This window comes from Variovorax palleresanus (genome assembly GCF_051144945.1).
In the GTDB taxonomy this organism is placed as follows: Bacteria; Pseudomonadota; Gammaproteobacteria; order Burkholderiales; family Burkholderiaceae_C; genus Variovorax; species Variovorax paradoxus_S.
Map to the genome: position 1 here is coordinate 331,514 of NZ_JBJNVP010000001.1, position 16,524 is coordinate 348,037.

The 16,524-nt window shown below is 63.7% G+C and carries 14 protein-coding genes and 11 tRNA genes; 21 read left to right on the plus strand and 4 right to left on the minus strand.

Going from position 1 to position 16,524, the window contains the following annotated elements; translation table 11 throughout:
• The first annotated feature begins 345 nt into the window (after nucleotides 1-345).
• On the plus strand, nucleotides 346-726 hold the full coding sequence (locus ACJ7Z0_RS01535; protein ID WP_434788359.1) for an ABC transporter ATP-binding protein: 381 nt from the start codon (nucleotides 346-348) through the stop codon (nucleotides 724-726).
• Between the two features lie 143 nt (nucleotides 727-869).
• Here ACJ7Z0_RS01535 and ACJ7Z0_RS01540 read toward each other — a convergent pair whose 3' ends face one another.
• The 3 genes from ACJ7Z0_RS01540 to ACJ7Z0_RS01550 form a co-directional block, all read right to left on the minus strand.
• Nucleotides 870-1,343, minus strand: a complete 474-nt coding sequence (locus ACJ7Z0_RS01540; RefSeq protein ID WP_434788360.1) for an Lrp/AsnC family transcriptional regulator — start codon at nucleotides 1,341-1,343, stop codon at nucleotides 870-872.
• 111 nt (nucleotides 1,344-1,454) lie between these two features.
• Nucleotides 1,455-2,588, minus strand: a complete 1,134-nt coding sequence (locus ACJ7Z0_RS01545) for a saccharopine dehydrogenase family protein (protein ID WP_434788361.1) — start codon at nucleotides 2,586-2,588, stop codon at nucleotides 1,455-1,457.
• 187 nt (nucleotides 2,589-2,775) lie between these two features.
• A complete protein-coding gene (locus ACJ7Z0_RS01550) occupies nucleotides 2,776-3,558 on the minus strand; it encodes a DUF899 domain-containing protein (RefSeq protein WP_434788362.1) in 783 nt (260 codons plus the stop codon).
• Nucleotides 3,559-3,902: 344 nt separating this feature from the next.
• Here ACJ7Z0_RS01550 and ACJ7Z0_RS01555 point away from each other — a divergent pair, with 344 nt between their 5' ends.
• Nucleotides 3,903-5,168 carry an MFS transporter gene (locus ACJ7Z0_RS01555; protein ID WP_434788363.1) on the plus strand — a complete coding sequence of 422 codons (1,266 nt, stop codon included), beginning with the start codon at nucleotides 3,903-3,905 and terminating at the stop codon, nucleotides 5,166-5,168.
• Between the two features lie 110 nt (nucleotides 5,169-5,278).
• Nucleotides 5,279-5,842, plus strand: coding sequence for a hemerythrin domain-containing protein (locus ACJ7Z0_RS01560; RefSeq protein WP_434788364.1), 564 nt, complete (start codon nucleotides 5,279-5,281; stop codon nucleotides 5,840-5,842).
• A gap of 73 nt (nucleotides 5,843-5,915) precedes the next feature.
• On the opposite strand, the gene ACJ7Z0_RS01565 is transcribed toward ACJ7Z0_RS01560, so the two are convergent.
• Nucleotides 5,916-6,449 carry a hypothetical protein gene (locus ACJ7Z0_RS01565; RefSeq protein ID WP_434788365.1) on the minus strand — a complete coding sequence of 178 codons (534 nt, stop codon included), beginning with the start codon at nucleotides 6,447-6,449 and terminating at the stop codon, nucleotides 5,916-5,918.
• Between the two features lie 497 nt (nucleotides 6,450-6,946).
• On the opposite strand from ACJ7Z0_RS01565, the gene ACJ7Z0_RS01570 reads away from it, so the two are divergent.
• From ACJ7Z0_RS01570 to ACJ7Z0_RS01655, 18 genes are all read left to right on the plus strand, one after another.
• Nucleotides 6,947-7,023 (plus strand) — tRNA-Gly (locus ACJ7Z0_RS01570).
• 147 nt (nucleotides 7,024-7,170) lie between these two features.
• A tRNA-Leu gene (locus ACJ7Z0_RS01575) sits at nucleotides 7,171-7,255 on the plus strand.
• Nucleotides 7,256-7,265: 10 nt separating this feature from the next.
• Nucleotides 7,266-7,341: transfer RNA gene (locus ACJ7Z0_RS01580), tRNA-Trp, on the plus strand.
• Nucleotides 7,342-7,377: 36 nt separating this feature from the next.
• Nucleotides 7,378-7,455 (plus strand) — tRNA-Thr (locus ACJ7Z0_RS01585).
• 59 nt (nucleotides 7,456-7,514) lie between these two features.
• A tRNA-Gln gene (locus ACJ7Z0_RS01590) sits at nucleotides 7,515-7,593 on the plus strand.
• Nucleotides 7,594-7,609: 16 nt separating this feature from the next.
• Nucleotides 7,610-7,685, plus strand: a tRNA-Pro gene (locus ACJ7Z0_RS01595).
• A 92-nt stretch (nucleotides 7,686-7,777) separates the two neighbouring features.
• Nucleotides 7,778-7,866: transfer RNA gene (locus tag ACJ7Z0_RS01600), tRNA-Ser, on the plus strand.
• A 10-nt stretch (nucleotides 7,867-7,876) separates the two neighbouring features.
• Nucleotides 7,877-7,978, plus strand: a tRNA-Ser gene (locus ACJ7Z0_RS01605).
• A gap of 20 nt (nucleotides 7,979-7,998) precedes the next feature.
• A tRNA-Arg gene (locus ACJ7Z0_RS01610) sits at nucleotides 7,999-8,076 on the plus strand.
• Between the two features lie 7 nt (nucleotides 8,077-8,083).
• A tRNA-Tyr gene (locus tag ACJ7Z0_RS01615) sits at nucleotides 8,084-8,168 on the plus strand.
• A gap of 6 nt (nucleotides 8,169-8,174) precedes the next feature.
• Nucleotides 8,175-8,248: transfer RNA gene (locus ACJ7Z0_RS01620), tRNA-Gly, on the plus strand.
• 276 nt (nucleotides 8,249-8,524) lie between these two features.
• On the plus strand, nucleotides 8,525-9,328 hold the full coding sequence (locus tag ACJ7Z0_RS01625) for an AraC family transcriptional regulator (protein ID WP_434788366.1): 804 nt from the start codon (nucleotides 8,525-8,527) through the stop codon (nucleotides 9,326-9,328).
• Nucleotides 9,325-10,287 carry an alpha/beta hydrolase family protein gene (locus tag ACJ7Z0_RS01630; protein ID WP_434788367.1) on the plus strand — a complete coding sequence of 321 codons (963 nt, stop codon included), beginning with the start codon at nucleotides 9,325-9,327 and terminating at the stop codon, nucleotides 10,285-10,287. Before ACJ7Z0_RS01625 ends, ACJ7Z0_RS01630 begins: the two co-directional genes overlap by 4 nt.
• 201 nt (nucleotides 10,288-10,488) lie before the next feature.
• Nucleotides 10,489-11,247, plus strand: coding sequence for an ankyrin repeat domain-containing protein (locus ACJ7Z0_RS01635; protein ID WP_434788368.1), 759 nt, complete (start codon nucleotides 10,489-10,491; stop codon nucleotides 11,245-11,247).
• Between the two features lie 207 nt (nucleotides 11,248-11,454).
• Nucleotides 11,455-13,329, plus strand: a complete 1,875-nt coding sequence (locus ACJ7Z0_RS01640) for a DUF1963 domain-containing protein (RefSeq protein ID WP_434788369.1) — start codon at nucleotides 11,455-11,457, stop codon at nucleotides 13,327-13,329.
• A gap of 29 nt (nucleotides 13,330-13,358) precedes the next feature.
• Nucleotides 13,359-13,931 carry a hypothetical protein gene (locus ACJ7Z0_RS01645; RefSeq protein ID WP_434788370.1) on the plus strand — a complete coding sequence of 191 codons (573 nt, stop codon included), beginning with the start codon at nucleotides 13,359-13,361 and terminating at the stop codon, nucleotides 13,929-13,931.
• 108 nt (nucleotides 13,932-14,039) lie between these two features.
• Nucleotides 14,040-15,350 carry a hypothetical protein gene (locus ACJ7Z0_RS01650; protein WP_434788371.1) on the plus strand — a complete coding sequence of 437 codons (1,311 nt, stop codon included), beginning with the start codon at nucleotides 14,040-14,042 and terminating at the stop codon, nucleotides 15,348-15,350.
• Nucleotides 15,351-15,609: 259 nt separating this feature from the next.
• On the plus strand, nucleotides 15,610-16,518 hold the full coding sequence (locus tag ACJ7Z0_RS01655) for a hypothetical protein (protein ID WP_434788372.1): 909 nt from the start codon (nucleotides 15,610-15,612) through the stop codon (nucleotides 16,516-16,518).
• Nucleotides 16,519-16,524 lie beyond the last annotated feature (6 nt).

Consider the following 16,524-nt stretch of genomic DNA (forward strand, 5'->3'; position numbering starts at 1 on the left):
TACGAAATCGTCCCACCGTGAAGAATTGCGGACCCCTGCATTATTTGGCGTCCTGATTGGCTTGTCGCCGACGTGGCGCAAAGAGTAGGCTTCTTTCCGGATCTCGAGATCCGGAACAGACGCTGACTTTGAGCCAACGTCGTGTCCTCCAAAAAGGCACCCAACCGATCGAAGACTTTCTGTCATCGATCTTGGGTTGCGATAAGAAATCAGGGTGAACCAACAATGAAGAAATGCAATGTTCGGCGTGCAGCCGCCGTGCTGGCCGCGAGCGCGTGTGTGAGTCTGGGCGCTTGCGCCGCGACCCCTCCGGAGCCGGCCGCCGGGAACTCATGGGAGCTGGTGGTGGCCCCCTTCACGCACCATTGGCACAAGGACGCAGAACACCGCAACGTCGTTCTTCTCGGGCTGGAGCGGATTTCACCTGACGGGTCGGCGGTGGGCGGTGCGCTCTTCAAAAATTCCTTCGGCCAGGTCTCGGCCTATACGTACTACGGCCATGAGTGGCATGGACTGCTGGGCTCCGACTCGCTGTACTTCAAGTTGTCCGGCGGCATCATCTACGGCTACCGTGGGCGCTTCAAGGACAAGGTGCCATTCAACGTCGGAGGCTTCTCCCCGGCCATCATTCCGGCCATCGGCTGGCGCCTGACGCCCAGGGACGCGATCCAGGCCGCGGTTCTTGGCAAGGCGGGGGTGACCTTCTCCTACAACCGCCGCTTCTGACGGACCGGTGCCCGACCGGGCACCGCACGCTACCCCGCCAACGCGCACATCTCGGCAATGAGATCGGCCTTGCCCTCGAAGCCGATGCCCCGGCAGCGGCGGCAGCATGACGTAGCCGTTCTGCACCTTCACGCCGTCGGCGTTCAGCCCCCAGGCTCTGGAACCGTGGAGATGGCGCTTCGGCGGTCTATCTTCCGGCTCAGCACGATGGACGTCTGCGTCTGGTTGATGCCGTCGAGCTGGCCGAGCTGGTCCAGCAGGACGTCCAGCTTTTCGGGCGTGTCGCAGCGCAGGAAGAGCATGTAGTCGAACTGGCCGCTCACCGCCGAAAGTTCTTCCACTTCCGGCACGCGTTCGAGCGCCCGGATCACGGCCGGAGCACTCTTCGCATTGACGCTGATGCCGCAGATCGCGCGCACCGCGGCATGCTCCAGCTTCTGTCCGAGGCGCACGCCATAACCCGCGACCACGCCCTCGCGTTCGAGCCGGGCGATGCGCGCGACGACGGTGGTGCGTGCGATGTTGAGCTTTCGCGCCAGGTTGGCCGCAGGCTCGCGGGCGTTGGCCTGCAGCAGGCTCAACAGGTGGCGGTCGAGATCATCCAGTCTTCCATCCATCGAACGGTCTCCTCAAATCGGAAGTGATTTGACCGGCATGCTACGGCAGTGCGTGCATGGACAGACATGCGGCGGCCCGCCGCGGCGGTCCGCCACCCGCGCGGAGCGCGCTCAGGCTTCGGCGGCTTCTTTGTGCGCGGGGCTCGACGCGCTCACGCCAAGGCCCTGGTAGTAGTGGCCCACGCGCGTCGCGAGAAACTCCTCGAGCGGTGCCTGCTCCTGCCCGACGAATCCGCGCTGCGGCAGCTTGCCCTGCAACAGCAACTCGAGCACGCCGACCACGCCGGCGGCCGTGGTGAGCTCGATGGCGGTGCGTTCCTTGCCGCGAAGCGTGGCGCCGAAGACGCGGCCCACGCGGGTTTCCTGCTCGAAGCGCCCCTCGCGCAGCCCCGAGGCCGAAGCGAACACGATGACGATGTCCTCGCGGCTGTGCGGCACCGCGTGCTCGAGCACCTGGCGCAGCAGGTCGCGGCGCTCGATCAGGCGCAGGTCGTGCAGCAGGAAGTTCATCGCATCGCGATGGCCCGGATAGCGGATGGTCTTGTAGTCGAGATTGCGCACCTTGCCCCGCAAGGTCTCGCACAAGGTGCCGAGCCCGCCCGAGGTGTTGAAGGCCTCGAAGGCTTCCGCGTCGAGCGTGAAGGTCTCGTGGCCTTCGAGCGGCTGCACCGAAACGAGCTGGCCGTTCACGATCGCGTCGCAGGCGTTGCAGTATTCGTTGATGACGCCGTCGATGCTCCAGGTGAAGTTGTAGCGAAGGCTGTTGGTGGCATTGCGCGTCAGCGCGCCGACGCGAAGGCGCAGGTCGTACAGCTCGTCGAAGTGTCCCGCCAGATGGCCGCCGAGCATCCCGATCACGCCGGGCGCCAGGCCGCTTTGCGGCATCAGCACCGAGATGGCTTCGCTGGACAGCTGGCGGATGGCGTGGGTCGCGGCCACATCCTCGGTGAGGTCGAAGTAGTGCACGCCCAACTTGGCCGCCTGCGTGGCGACGCGCGCGGCGAGGAAGAAGGGCAATGCGTTGATGACCACGGTGTGCGATGCCAGCTCGCTGGCGAGCGCGGTGTCGTCTTCCACGTTCAACGTGATCCGCCGGACCAGCGGGTCGCTGGAGGGCTTGCCCGCCAGTTGGTCGGCCAGCGTCACGGGCACGCGGTGGTATTCGGCCACCATGTCGGCCACCGTGCTGCCCACCTTGCCTGCGCCCAGAACCAGAACGTTCCTGAGTTGTAGCTGCTTCGACATTTTGTTTCTCCAAGGAGCAAAGAGAGAGGGCTCCGTGAAGAAAAATATAGAAGCAATGGCTGGCAGCTGCCAGAGCGCAGAACGTCGAAAGCGCTGGCCGTTTCGCCGCTTCGACCAACTCGGGTGACGATTCGAGGTGCCGCCTCGTTCGATCCATCTTCGAATCAGGAACCCGGAGGCAGGTTGTTCATTCGCGTTGAGCCCGGAACGCGGCTTCTCCGGCGTCCGACACCTCGACCCATTTCTTGTCGGGCACGGCTTCCGCGGTGTAGTTGTCGTGCCAGTTCCACCACTTGTAGGTCGGCGTCTGGGGGTAGCCCTCGGGCGAGTCTTCCCAGACCTCCTGCCGGCCCAGCGGCGTGATGTCGAGGTAGTTCCAGGTGTTCCCCATCTGCTCGTCGCCGCGGTTGTTGGTGAAGTACGTGCGAAACACGCGATCGCCATTGCGGAAGAACACGTTGGTGCCGTGCCACTCGTCGACGCCGAAGTCGGCGTCGAAACTGTCGGTGAGGGTGAACCACGGAATCTCCCAGCCCATGCGTGACTTGAGGCGCGCGATTTCCGTCTGCGGCGCACGCGAGACGAAGACGAGGGTGGTGTTGCGCGCGTTCAGGTGGGCGACGTGGGCAACCTGGTCGGCCACCATGGAGCAGCCCCGGCAGGCGTGGTCGGGCCAGCCGAACACGCCGGGCTCGAAGAAGGCGCGGTAGACGATCAACTGGCGCCGGCCGTCGAACAGGTCGAGCAGGCTGGCCTTGCCTGCGGGTCCGTCGAATGCATACGCTTTTTCCACCGCCACCCAAGGCATTCGCCGGCGCTCGGCGGCCAGCGCATCGCCTGCGCGGGTGTGGGCCTTTTCCTTCACGAGCAGTCGTTCGCGCGCGGCCTCCCACGCCTGGGGCGACACGACAGGTGGTGTCTTCATGATGGGCTGTTCGCCTTTGCGTCCGTTCTCGGTTGAGGTAGTCATCGCTCAAATCTCCTGGTTGGGCGAACTCCCGCGCCTCATGGCCGAAGCGCGATTCATCCGCTGCTTGTTGCTCATCGCTCGTTGTCGAGCCGGGAGAGAGACAGTTTGGCGCCGCAAGTCGAAGGCTGGGAGTAACAAGTGTGGCGGGATTGAGGAAGCGCCGCTGCACAGCATGCTCTGCTACGATCTGGTCACGGGAAAACAGCCTCCCGTTCTGCAAGGTCAGACGGTGTCCCGTCCAAGCGCTGGTGACCCATGACGGAGCTATCCGTGGACACCACCTTGCCCGACGCACTTCCTGCGCTTTCCGCACCCCTCCAACCTGTTTACACGCAGGACGCGCGATGAGCGCCACCCCCTCGTCCCGGCCCCGCAACCTTCTTGCGCCCCTGCTGCCTCCCGGGGCCGATGCCGGCGCCTTGCCCTTGCTTGCCGCGCGCGGGCTGCGCGCGTTTGGCGACGGGTACATGGCCGTGCTGCTGCCGGCCTACCTGCTGTCGATCGGGCTCGGCACGCTGGAGGTGGGCATCGTCAGCACCGCGACGATGCTGGGTTCGGCGCTCGCCACGCTCGCGGTCGGCGCGTGGGGCTATCGCTTCCCGGCCGGACGGTTGCTGCGCGGCGCTGCCTTGCTGATGGCGGCCACGGGCCTCGGCTTTGCGGGCCTGTCGTCGTTCTGGCCGTTGCTGGTCGTCGCACTGGTCGGCACGCTCAATCCCAGTTCAGGCGACGTCAGTGTGTTTCTTCCCCTCGAGCATGCACGCCTGGCTGCTGCAGCACAGGGCCATGCCCGCACGGCATTGTTCGCGCGCTACAGCCTCTCGGGCGCGCTGTGCGCCGCGTTGGGTGCGCTGGCCGCCGCGGTGCCGGACTGGCTGGTTCGGCACAGCGAGTTTGCGCGGCTCGACGCGCTGCGCGGAATGTTCGTGATCTACGCGGCCATCGGACTGGCCGTCTTCTGGCTCTACCGGAATCTGCCCGCGCATGCGGGTGCCGACAACGCGCAGAGCGTGCCGCCTGTCGCACCGGCACCGCTTGGGCCATCGCGCCGCGTCGTGGTGCGATTGGCGGCACTCTTCAGCGTCGATTCGTTTGCCGGCGGGCTGACGGTCAACTCGCTGATGTCGCTGTGGCTGCTGGATCGGTTCGGCTTCTCGCTGACGCAGGCCGGCGTGTTCTTTTTCTGGACCGGCTTGCTCGGTGCCGCGTCGCAGCTTGCCGCACCCGTGGTTGCCCGACGCATCGGCTTGCTCAACACCATGGTCTTCACCCATTTGCCGGCCAATGTCTGCCTGGTGCTGGCGGCGCTGGCACCCAGCTTGCCGATGGTGCTCGGCCTGTTGATGGTGCGCAGTGCGCTGTCGTCGATGGATGTGCCCACGCGCACCGCCTATGTGATGGCGGTCGTGACCCCGGCGGAACGCAGCGCTGCGGCAAGTTTCACCGCCGTGCCACGCAGCCTGGCCGCAGCCATCAGCCCGACGATCAGTGGCGCGCTGTTCGCGGCCGGGTGGATCTCGCTGCCGCTCATTGCCTGCGGGCTGCTCAAGATTTCCTACGACCTTGCACTCTGGCGGGCCATGCGACGGGATCGAGTCGACGGCGAGTGAGGAGAGGAGGGCTTGCAGTGCCGCGCGCAACGATGTAGAACGATGGCGTTAAAAGTCAGGTTCGCAAGCACTTCGAACAGATAGCACGCTGGTCCGAAAGGAGATGAAGCATGTTGGCAGCCGAATGCGCGTGGGCCATCCTGCGCGCCGAGCACGCTCGCACCCGTGAGTTGTTGGCTCGGCTCAATACGGCGATGAAGACGGAGGAAGACGAGGCGTGCGTCCGGCGACGGGCGACCACCGCGCTCAGAGTCATCGAACGGCTCGAAGCCTTCGAAGAAGCAACGCATCGCCCCAAGGGCGTCGTCATGCTGGACATACTGCGCGGAAGGTCGAGCGAAGCCGACGAGCTTCTCGATCAACTCGGCTCCGAAAGCGAACACTGCAGCGGCCTTCTCTCGCAAGCCAAGCTCGTCTTGAAGCTTGCCGAGGCTGGCGACATGAACGCAGCAGCCAAAGCCGAAGCCTTGTTGCAACAGCACCGGCAGATCATGTACGCGCATCTGGACAAGGAAGACACGCTTTTGCATTCGCAAACGGCGCTGCTGCTCACGGCTGAAGAATGGGCCGCCGTGGTCTCGTCCATTTCGAAGGAGGTACGCGCCGCGAAAGAACGTGAACGTCGGCGGCCGCAGCAGCAACCGCACAGGCAAGTCTCGAAGCTTGCGTCGTGAGGAAGGCAGCCAACAGGGTTCAGCTCGGCTTTGACGACTGCCTTGCGCCGGTCCTGCCGTCGTGCTCAAGACCTCAGGTTGCCGGAGGGCGTGTGTTCTCCAGCAGGAGGGTGCGCAACGCGCGTTTGCCGCGCGCGTTCTGAGTTCGGTAGGCTTGTCGCGCCAGCTCGACGAAGCGCTCCTCCCCCGCATCGGGCAGAGGTTCTGCTGCACTTTGAGCCGCATCGAGCCAAAGTGAAGGCTTGCCGCAATGGGTCTCGATCTGCCGGGCCAACTTGTCCGAGATCACGCGGCCCTTCTTGATCTGGCTCCACATGCTGGCAGAGATCTGGAGTTTCTCCGCAAACTTGGCCGCCAAGCCAAGTGGCTCCGCCCCATTGGACGCATGCTCCGCCACAAAGTCGCCGAAGAGAAGGAGGACGTTGCTTCGGCGAAGGGCTGGGAGTGACATGCTTCGGAATGCGTGCCGCAGGGCACTGTGATCAACGGCCGCGAACAACGCGATCGTGGTGAGAAAAAAACACAGCGCCGCAAAAAGATGTTGCGCGGTGGAGTAAACCCAGTTTACATTACATCCATCGACGAAATTGCTTCGTCCCCGTTTCATCCGCAACAACTTCGATTCATCGAGAACTCGCCAAACACTGGAACCATCGTGAAAGCAAACTTGACCTCACTGAACATTCGACCCGCATCGGGCCGGGCGTTCGTGCGCGTCTCGTTCTGCGGTGGTCGCAGCCTGACGACATCCAAGATGCATTCGCAGCTGAACTCCCTTCCCGCGATCCCGGCCAGCTTGTGGCTTGGACAGCAGTACGAGGATCAGCCGCACCCGGGTGGAGGTAGCGCGTAAGCGCGCACCTTCCAAGCTCTCTCACCAGAGGCCCGGATTCCGAAATGGATCCGGGCCTTTTTGTTTTTCTCACCTCACGTTGCGGATCTCGATCCGCACCAAACCGCGAATGGCGCTCACTGGTGCCGGCCGCCACGGCAGTGATCGCGCTGCCGTGAACTCACCCGCCAAATGGCGCCAGTGGGTGATCCTTAAAAATTTGCCGCGAGTCGCGCCCCTCACTGGTGGGGCGAACGATTTGCAAAAAACTTGCAGCCGTAGCTCAGTCAGGCAGAGCGCAACGTCGCCAACGTTGAGGCCGAGGGATCGAAGCCCTCCTGCTGCTCCATTTCGGGTGTGCCTTTGCAGCACCTCCAGAGGCCAACCGCGTCGGCGGCCTGGAGGGATGTGCACGGTCTGGACCCAACCATGTGCAGCGATGTCGACGTGAGCGCGCAAGCGCTCGAATCGCGTGAAGACACAACCGAAATGGAATGCCCCGATGGCGGAATTGGTAGACGCACCGGCCTCAGAAGCCGGGGACGAAAGTCATGAGAGTTCGAGGCTCTCTTGGGGTACCACCAGCTTGTTGAGTGCCTAGTTCAATTGGCAGAACACCGGTCTCCAAAACCGGCGGTTGAAGGTTCGACTCCTTCGGTGCTCGCCAGTATTCGCCTTGCCAGTAGCTTGGCACAAACAATTTGCCCTCGTAGCTCAGCCTGGCAGAGCAACTCCCCTGTAAGGAGACAGTCGTCCGTTCAAATCGAGACCTTGGGCACCAGATATCGAACAACGTCGTGTTCGATCGACAGTTCAGATCTGTCCTGCGCACCCATCCATAGGCCGTTCGCCAAGCTGGAACCAAGGCACCTGACTTTGACTCAGGCAATCGCACGTTCGAATCGTGCACGGTCTGCCAGGAGCATGCCAAATATCGGGGCGTAGCGCAGTTGGCAGCGCGGTTGCTTTGGGAGCATCAGGTCGCAGATTCGATTTCTGCCGCCCCGACCACACAAGAGCGAGACCGGGCGAATTACATCGTCCTCTCGTGGAAACCGGCCTCAAAGATTGGGAGGCGCCGGAACTCGTAACCGGACACCTTTGGAGCATTGGCCGAGAGGTCCAACGCAGCGGCTTGCTAAGCCGTGGTCGCGCAAGCGGCTCGTTCGTTCGAATCGAACATGCTCCGCCAGGATCGATGGGGATGTAGCTCAACTGGGAGAGCGAGTGGTCCAAGGGCGCTGTTTCGAAAACAGATGGTCGGCTCCGCCGGTACGAGCGTTCGACTCGCTCCGCATCCGCCAACTTCATCAACCATTTCCCTCCCGCGTTAGCTCAATTGGATCAGAGCACTGGCCTACGAAGCCGGGGGTTGCACGTTCGAATCGTGTGCGCGGGGCCATACACCTGGAGTGCGAGCAGCATGGGTGACTGCACTGGACTGTAAATCCGGCGTCCTTGACGTACGGGGTTCGAAGCCCTGGCACTCCACCATGACATGCGGGCCTGGCCGAGCGGCTAGGCGGCGCCCTTCCAAGGCGTTCAGGCGGGCTCAACTCCCGCGGCCTGCTCCACCCCCTGCGTCGTGCCGAATGGCCTGGTACGCATCGTTCCAGTTTCAGGCATGGTATGCATCGTTCTGCAATTGCGTGAACTCGCCTTCCTTCGATCTGCCGGCCAGCACTTCGGCCCAATCGGCCGAGTTGATGCAAGTACCTTCGCGGTTGGTCTGGGCCTCAGAGTCGCAAGATCGGCTAAGCAGGCCGCCCGCCGTAGCGACATACTTGGCAGTAATGAGAACTGATCGAGCCGAACAGAATTACAGGGACCGTGTCGCGCGCATCGTTGCAGTGATCGTTGCCGACCCGATGGCAGAGCATCGCCTCGAAGATCTGGCGCGCATGGCGCATTTCTCTCCGTATCACTTCCACCGCGTTTACAGCAGCATCGCTGGCGAAACCGTTGCTGCGACTGTGCGTCGCGTGCGCCTGGCGCTTGCGACACGTTTGTTGGAGAACGGTGCCGAGAGCATTACCCAGGTTGCTCTGGCCGTAGGCTATGACAGCCCGCAGGCGTTCACGCGTGCCTTCGGCCAGTTCACGGGCCAGTCCCCGAGCGAGTTCAAGGGGCAGATGCACCGGCTGGAGTTGAACGCCGGCCAGGCACGGCGCGAATCTGACACTCAGACAGCACCAACCGTGCGGATAGTCGATCGCCCTGCGCAGCGTGTGTATGCCCTGCGACATCGCGGACCACTTGCGACCATTCCTCACACGCAAAGGCGCCTGCAACTTCATTCCGCCACCAACGCCGTATCGGAATCGCTTGGGGTGTCTTACGGCGATCCCGAGGACGCTGAGGGCTTCAGATACTACGCTGCGGCCATATCGCCCAAGCCTTGGCCGGTCGTCGACGCAGGGGTCGAAATGCTCGACATCCCGGCCGGCCGTTACGCGCTGCACTGCCTCGCCGGCCCTTACGCCCGCATCAGCGCGGCGATCAATGCGCTCTACAGCCGGTGGCTGCCGAGCAGTGGTCATGAACCGGACGATCGGCCGACGTTGGAGCACTATCTGAACTCTCCGCGCACCGCCGTCCAGGCGGACTTGCGCACCGATCTACTGATCCCCATTCGTTTCGCGAGCGCCCAATGAGCCTGACCCGTCTCTTTTCTCTCGCCACCACACTGTGCCTGGCGACAACCTTGACGCATGCGGCCGGCTTCAGCTTCATCGAGGTGCCCACGGCCAATGATGGTCCTGCGTTGCGTGGCGCGGTTTGGACGCCCTGCAAGGCTCCAGCTGGCCGCATCGCGCTCGACCCCTTGGTGATTGATGGAGTGAAGGATTGCCCGATCGAAGGAACAAGGCTCCCCCTCATCATCGTGTCGCATGGTCAAGGTGGCTCACTCCTCGGGCATCACGACACCGCGAGCGCTCTCGCGGACGCTGGCTTCGTCGTCGCGTCGATCAGCCACGCAGGCGACAACTTCCAGGATCAGAGCCGCCGGGACGATCTGTTGGTTTTCACCTCACGCCCTGCGGACATGAAGCGGTTGGCCGACTACATGCTCGGGGGCTGGGCTGGAGGTCCGAAGCTGAATCCGGATCGAGTTGGAATTTTCGGTTTCTCGCGAGGAGGCTATACGGGCCTGGTTGCGGCTGGCGCTGCGCCGAACTTCAAGCTGCGCAAGGATCTTTGCCCGCCACTCTCGTTCGGACCGCTTTGCCGGAAAATCCGTGGCGATGAGCAACCCCCTCTGCCTGTGCCAGACCCGCGCATCAAGGCGGCCGTGATCGTCGATCCGCTGAGTTTCTTCAATGCCGAAGGGCTGAAAGGTGTGGCGGTGCCCATTCAACTGTGGGCTTCTCAACATGGGGGCGACGGGGTCACGCCGGAGAGCGTGGAAGCAGTTCGCCGCGATTTGCCCAAGCCTCCCGACTGGCATGTGGCCGCCAACGCCGCACACTTCGCCTTTCTTGCGCCCTGCGCGCCTGCGCTCAGCCGGGCTGCGCCCGAGATCTGCATCGACAAAGACGGATTCGACCGCGTGGCCTTCCACGGCGCGTTCAACAGCGACGTGGTGGGCTTCTTTCGCCGCACTCTTCAATAGCTCGCAGGTCGGCGAACGCCTGCTTCGGAGCCCCCAGATGTCTGCATCAGCACCTGGGTAACATCGAGCTGCACACGAAGGCCACGGGGTTCTTGGTGACATGGCGTATCTGGAGGCCAAGCAGTTGCAGAGTCAAGGCAAGTATGTCGAGATGCGGAAGATGATGGACGACGCCACAAACGCCTGCGCGCGAGGTGGCCAGTGAAACGCCTGGCGGCTGGGCTGTTGTCGCTCGTGATGGCAGCCTGCGCAGCCGCGCCATTGAAGCGCTGCCCCGAGCCCCCGGAAGGCACCGACTTCGGCGACTACTCAGATGAGGCGGTCAAACGTGCCACCCGGGATGCTCCGGCGATCGCCTTTGTTCTTGGAAAAGGGCGGCGTGCCGAGCTTGCCGGGCTGCTGGCGCGCGGAGACGACCCCAACGCCTGCCTCTCGGGCATCAGCATGCTGGCCTTCAGCGCGTCATTCGGCGACCTGGAGGAAGTGCGCATGCTGCTCGATGCCGGTGCTCGAACGGACCGGCCACTCGACAGCGGCGGTGACACGCCCTTGTTTGCCGCGCTGAGCAGGGGGCACTACGAGGCAGCGGAGCTGTTGCTGGCCCGCGGCGCAAACCCGTTGCACGTCGGCGACCTCGGCGCGACGGCGTTGCACAGGATGTCCATGGCGCCGGTGCCCACGAACGATGCAGGCCGCGCACAGCAGCACCGTTGGGCGGCTCGCCTGCTGGCGCTTGGGTTGGAGGTCGATGTCCGCCTCCATCGGGGCGCCACACCACTGATGCTTGCCACGGCCATGCGCAACCGAGAACTGGCGGGCTTCCTGCTTGCCGGCGGCGCGGACCCGAATGCTCAGGACAACCGTGGCAGCTCTCCCGTCTCGCTCGCACGAAAGCGTGGCGATGCCGATTGGATCGAACTGTTCGAGCGGGCAACGTCTGCGGGAAAAGTTTGCCCATGAGTCTGTCGGAAACCGAAAACCAGACCCGCGTGTTCTTCGACGAATTTGTTGAGGCCTTCCGTTCTTTCAACGGAAGCGGAGGCTTGGGCACACGACGCAATCCTGCCGGAGCTCGTTGGGCGGTGCCTTGCAGGCAGCATAGGTCGCAGCGTTACGCTTGCTCTTCTCTAGACTCATCACCCTTTGCGTTTTTCTCCAGGAGGCTTCGTGACCCTACCGCCCGCCAGTCCAGCACCGGACGTCTTTCAGATCGGCAGCACGTCGTTCGCTTTCGCGGCGGATGCGAATGTCGAGTTTGTCGACGGAGGCATGCGGTTCGACCTGAAGGCGGTTCCGGTGCCTTTCGACGCCGCCCGCCATGAAGGTGTCTTCGAGGTGGTTGCAGGGAAGGTCGCTCCCCGATTCTTCTCCGCCACCTTTCATTTCGATGACCGCTCGGAAGAGCCGCACCGTGTGTTTGCCTATCCGGTCGAGAAGCCGCGCGTCGATTTCGGCCTGTTCGATGAAGGCCTGAAGTACGGCCTGAGGTTTTTCGGGCAAGTCGACCTCGCGCCCGATCGCATCGCGCTGAGCGGCGTGCTGCGCCAAGACTACGAGGACGATGCGCAAGGCGTCGTGCTGCGTGTCGTGTGGAACTTCCCCCGCGGTGAAGTGCGGTTGCGGCCACGCAACTTCGAGAGCATCGAAGCCGCCCTGGCGGCGCCACCGAAGCAGGTGCGTCACCTTCACTGGCACCAGGAATGGCGCGCACCGAAAGCCGAAGCATTTCCATCGGAAGTATTCCGCTGGACAGAGCTGGAATGGCTTTCGATGCAGTACGCCTCCAAGGAGCACGCCCGCTTCATCGCGCTTCCGGACGAGATAGGCACGCTGCAGAAACTGACCCGCCTGCGCCTCAGCAACACCAGCGTGCTGCACCTGCCCGACGTCATCGGGCAGTTGCGGAGTTTGCGTGAACTGAGCTTCACGGGCGGCGCGCTCAAGAGCATCTCCGAGCAGGTCGCGCAGCTCGAGCAACTGGAAGAACTCAACCTGTCCTACAACCAGCTCACCTCGTTGCCCGAGGGCATCGGCCACATGCCGGCGCTGAAGACACTGGACCTGCGCGGCAACGCGTTCGAGTCGTTGCCCGCCTCGATCGGCCGCATCGAGAATCTCCGGATCGACCCACGCCACCGGGCGCTGTACCTCGACACGCGCTACCGTCCCGAAATCGACGTGGCGATGGACGGTGAAGTGTTTCTTGCGCGCAGCAGCCCGGCGCACCTGGCACTGCTGCAAGCCGCCTTGACGCGGCACGGCTTCCTTCAGCATGAGCCGGCGCTGCGCCGCCATGCCCGCCAGGCACTGCGCTGGCGAACCACAACGCCCGACGAGCCCCCGGTGCTCGGGGGCACCCGCTTCGGCGGCGCCCCGGATCTGCCCCCCGGCGTGGACTATCCCATGACGAACGGCCGGCACTGGCATTTCTATGCCCAGCTCGACCTCGAGGGCGTGGCCGGCTTGCAGTCCTGGTTGCCGCGCACCGGACGGCTGTACTTTTTCGCCGAGGGCCAGGACGGATCCGACCGGACCCTGGTGATGCACGACACATCGCCCCGCGCCTCTTTGCAGCCCTACGAGTGGGGCCGCGATGCACGTTTTGTGGACGGGGACAATGTGCCCGAGGCCTACGCGGCCTACCGCGCCACGGTGGATGCCACGGTGTCCGTACCTTGCCTCTATGGGGCATCACACCGCTACACGGGTGAGGACGCCAGCCTGATGGAGATCTGGGGCGACGATGAGCAGTACGAGGCCTACACGGCCCTGGAGGCCGAGCTCGCCGGCAGTGACGACTCGCAGCACGGCGTGCACCTCCAGAACGCCTTTGTGTTCACCCAGCAGGAGAGTCCGGAGGAGCAGGCGATGGGCACCCAGGGCGGGCAGCTCGACGAGTGGGTGAACCTGCTGACGCTGTACTCCGACCGGCATCCCGGCTTCAGCTTCTGGGATGCCGGTACGCTCACCTTCACCATCCACCGCAAGGACCTGGCCCTGTGCGACTTCTCCCGGGTCTGTGTTTCGCTGGAAAGCTCTTGACGTTGCACCACCTGACAGCCATACGGTCCATGTACAAGACCTCTTCCAAATCGTTGTGTCGCAGAACATTGTTTGCCATGGTGCCCATGCTTGCTTCCACACTCCTCCTTGCAGCGCCAGTCGATCGCCCCGCATCGGGCAGCGACGTGGACGAGACCCGCACGGTCACCCAGCGTCCTCAGCCACCTCTGGACTGTCTTTCGATCACGTTGAGCGGCGTCACGGTGCTTCTCGATCGGCAGGAACTGGCCAGGAAAGCCGCCGTCCCGTCCTCCCCATGGACGACGGAGGCAGAACGGCTGGCACTCATCGAAGGCAAGCGGGCATCCGCACTGCTGTCGGCGGCCGCCACCGGCAAGGGTGAGAACGGTTGTACGCAAATCAACGGGGCCTTGGATGGCGAGGCGCAGGCCGTGGTTTTGGCCGCGCTGGAGAGCGGCGCCTCCACGGTCCTTGCGGACGACTCGAAGCATCCCATCGCCGCAGTGGCCATCCGCTACCTGGGCACCCGCTGCGGCCCGCTGTGCGGGCGGGGGCACATCATGGTGTACGTGCCAGGGCAAAGCAGGCCATTCCTGGTGCAGGACTGGTGGGTTTCTTAGGCGCTTCGCTCTCCTTGCACGGAGGGGCGTCGCGGCAAACAGCATGAGCGCCTGCAGCTAGGCTGCGGCGGTACCCGGATCAATCGCGCGATACAAAGAACAAAGAACATGCCTTCTTGGAAACGACTCGAAAAGCTCAACGGTGGCGATCAGATCACCTACACCGACCCGCTGCTGGACACCCCGAAGGAAGTCTGGTTCTACAGCGCAGACTACGAACTTCGCATCTGGCATGACGGCGCTCTGGAGCGGCATGTGCCTGCATCACTCCCACTGGCCGGAGCGGTGCAGCAGCGCGTCACCTTGTACCACCAGCTGAGGGAACTGTTCGTCGATGTGGAGCAGCGAGCCGACTGTTTGCTGGTGCGGCGCGGCGTCTTGAACGGCAAGTGGATCGCCATGCAGCAACCCACCGGCGAACTCGATGCACTGCGGGCCCGGTACCGTGCGCTGGGGTTTCAGGAGGTCACGCCGTGGAATGCGTCGAAGAACCACGTGACCAGGCGCGAATACCGCAAGGACGCCGGAACCCTGGCCGTCAAGGCCTGGACCGTGGAGGTGGATGGAATGGCTGTCATCGAGAAGAGGGTGGAAACCCCTGCGAAGGACCGCCAGGCGGCCGTGTCGCTAGCCGAGGAGCGCATCGCCGCTCAAGAAGAGTCGGGGTTCACGCTGCACTTGATCGAGTTGATGAAAGCGAAGCATCCCAACCCGATGCCGAAGCGAAATGGGGCTGCACCAGCCTCGTCGAAGGCCCTGTCTACGCTGGCCAAGCCCAGCAATCCCTTCGAAGCGGTAGATGCGGCCGTGGCGCTGCTCAAGGACCTGCATGTGCGGCTGCCCCAGATCATGTTCATCGGCGAGTGCCTGCGCGATGAGGAAAAGGAGGCGCGGGTCAATGACCTGGGCGAGGACGCCTCGTTTTTTCTGGAGATGCACCAACAGCGCGTCGGGCGCTGGATCGACCTACCATCCCAGGAGCCGCGCGAGGCGGAGTCGAGCTGGGACTATTTCGCCAGGGTCTACGACTCGATCACCTGGATCGTGAGAGGTCAGGCCGATGACGGCATGGCGATGTTCTATTGCGGGAACGTCTCGGGCGGTGGCTGGAGTTGCCTGGAGATCGACAGCGACGGCGCCTACGACATGTATGAGCTGATGGATGCCACCGGGAACGACGAACTGGAGCACCTGTTCGTGTTCCATGGTGGATGGCACAGCAACCGTTCCTGGGCCTTCGATCAGCGCACGGTTTCCCCCACTGGTGAACATGCCATCGTCCCATTCGACGAAGGCATGGCCGAACTCCCTCGGCGCACACCCGCCGGCAAGATCGTTCCTTTCGGCACCTGGCTCTACAAGCGCGTGGTGACGATGGCCAAGATCATGGCGCGCAATGCGCATGACCTGAACCTTTGATCGGAGACCGCCTGACCGCCGAGACGCCCGTGGAGGGGCAGCCTATTTCGCGCACCTGGGTAGGATCGAACTGCACACGAAGGTGATGGTGTCCGCGCCGAAGTAAAACTGAGCTACCCGTAAAACTGGCTCAACTTCCGGTCGGCGCCAACACGCTTCGAGGCTCGATGCCGTCCGTCGACGCGTACTGCCGACATGCGCCCCTTCAGCACCGAGCAGCACGCGATCCAAGCGCACCGCAACCTCAGAACACACCACCATGGCAGGCTACTGGACCGACCTCTATTCTTTTGTCGCCGCGGCGATCCGCTCCCGCGATGCCGTATACATCGTGCTCTCGGACGATGCCGTGGCCGCATCGAAACTCGCGATGTCGAGCGTCACGCAGTGGAAGCCGGACACGTGGGGAAACGGGGGGCATACCGACTGGCGCACCGCGGGCGTCGCCTTGACCCAGCATCCGCGCGTGCAACTCATCGCAGTCAGCGAGTTCGGATCCGCGTTGCTCGTGGGCGGAGGCGACCGTCATGAGGAAGCCATCGCCTCCCCCGACTCTTCCCCAGATGACCGTGGCCCGCTGCGTGGCGTGCGTTGCGTCGGCGGCGAGATCGTCGTCGTCGGCATGGACCGCCAGGTGTACCTACGCAAGGGCGACAATGCCTGGGTCAGCTTCGAGCGCGGCATTCCCCGCAACACCGACCCGAAGGCCATCTCCGGCTTCGAGGCGATCGATGGGCGCTCGATGGACGAGTTGTACGCGGTGGGCTGGGACGGCGAGATCTGGTACTGCGATCACGGCACCTGGACCACCCAATCGAGCCCCGTCAACACAGTTCTCGTGGACGTTTGCTGCGCCGGCGACGGATTCGTCTACGCCTGCGGGCGCAACGGCATGTTGCTCAAGGGCCGTGCCGGACAGTGGGAGGTTCTGGCTCAGACCGGCTTCCCGGAAGACCTTTGGAACCTCGCCTGGTTCGACGGCCGCTTGTACGCCTCGTCGATGGATGCCGTCTACGTGCTCGAAGACGGCGAACTCGGCCCCGTGTACATGGGCGAGGACCAGGCCAAGACCTGCTACCGGCTGACCACCGGTGACGGCGTGATGTGGTCCATCGGCGCGAAGGACCTCATGTGCTTCGATGGCACCGCGTGGACTCGCATCGACTGAGCTGGC

Bases quoted from the DNA above. Each gene is read 5' to 3' on its own strand.
- ACJ7Z0_RS01540 (WP_434788360.1), bottom strand. From the start codon at position 1,343: ATGGATGGAAGACTGGATGATCTCGACCGCCACCTGTTGAGCCTGCTG.
- ACJ7Z0_RS01545 (WP_434788361.1), bottom strand. From the start codon at position 2,588: ATGTCGAAGCAGCTACAACTCAGGAACGTTCTGGTTCTGGGCGCAGGC.
- ACJ7Z0_RS01550 (WP_434788362.1), bottom strand. From the start codon at position 3,558: ATGACTACCTCAACCGAGAACGGACGCAAAGGCGAACAGCCCATCATG.
- ACJ7Z0_RS01555 (WP_434788363.1), top strand. From the start codon at position 3,903: ATGAGCGCCACCCCCTCGTCCCGGCCCCGCAACCTTCTTGCGCCCCTG.
- ACJ7Z0_RS01560 (WP_434788364.1), top strand. From the start codon at position 5,279: ATGTTGGCAGCCGAATGCGCGTGGGCCATCCTGCGCGCCGAGCACGCT.
- ACJ7Z0_RS01565 (WP_434788365.1), bottom strand. From the start codon at position 6,449: ATGAAACGGGGACGAAGCAATTTCGTCGATGGATGTAATGTAAACTGG.
- ACJ7Z0_RS01630 (WP_434788367.1), top strand. From the start codon at position 9,325: ATGAGCCTGACCCGTCTCTTTTCTCTCGCCACCACACTGTGCCTGGCG.
- ACJ7Z0_RS01645 (WP_434788370.1), top strand. From the start codon at position 13,359: ATGTACAAGACCTCTTCCAAATCGTTGTGTCGCAGAACATTGTTTGCC.
- ACJ7Z0_RS01650 (WP_434788371.1), top strand. From the start codon at position 14,040: ATGCCTTCTTGGAAACGACTCGAAAAGCTCAACGGTGGCGATCAGATC.
- ACJ7Z0_RS01655 (WP_434788372.1), top strand. From the start codon at position 15,610: ATGGCAGGCTACTGGACCGACCTCTATTCTTTTGTCGCCGCGGCGATC.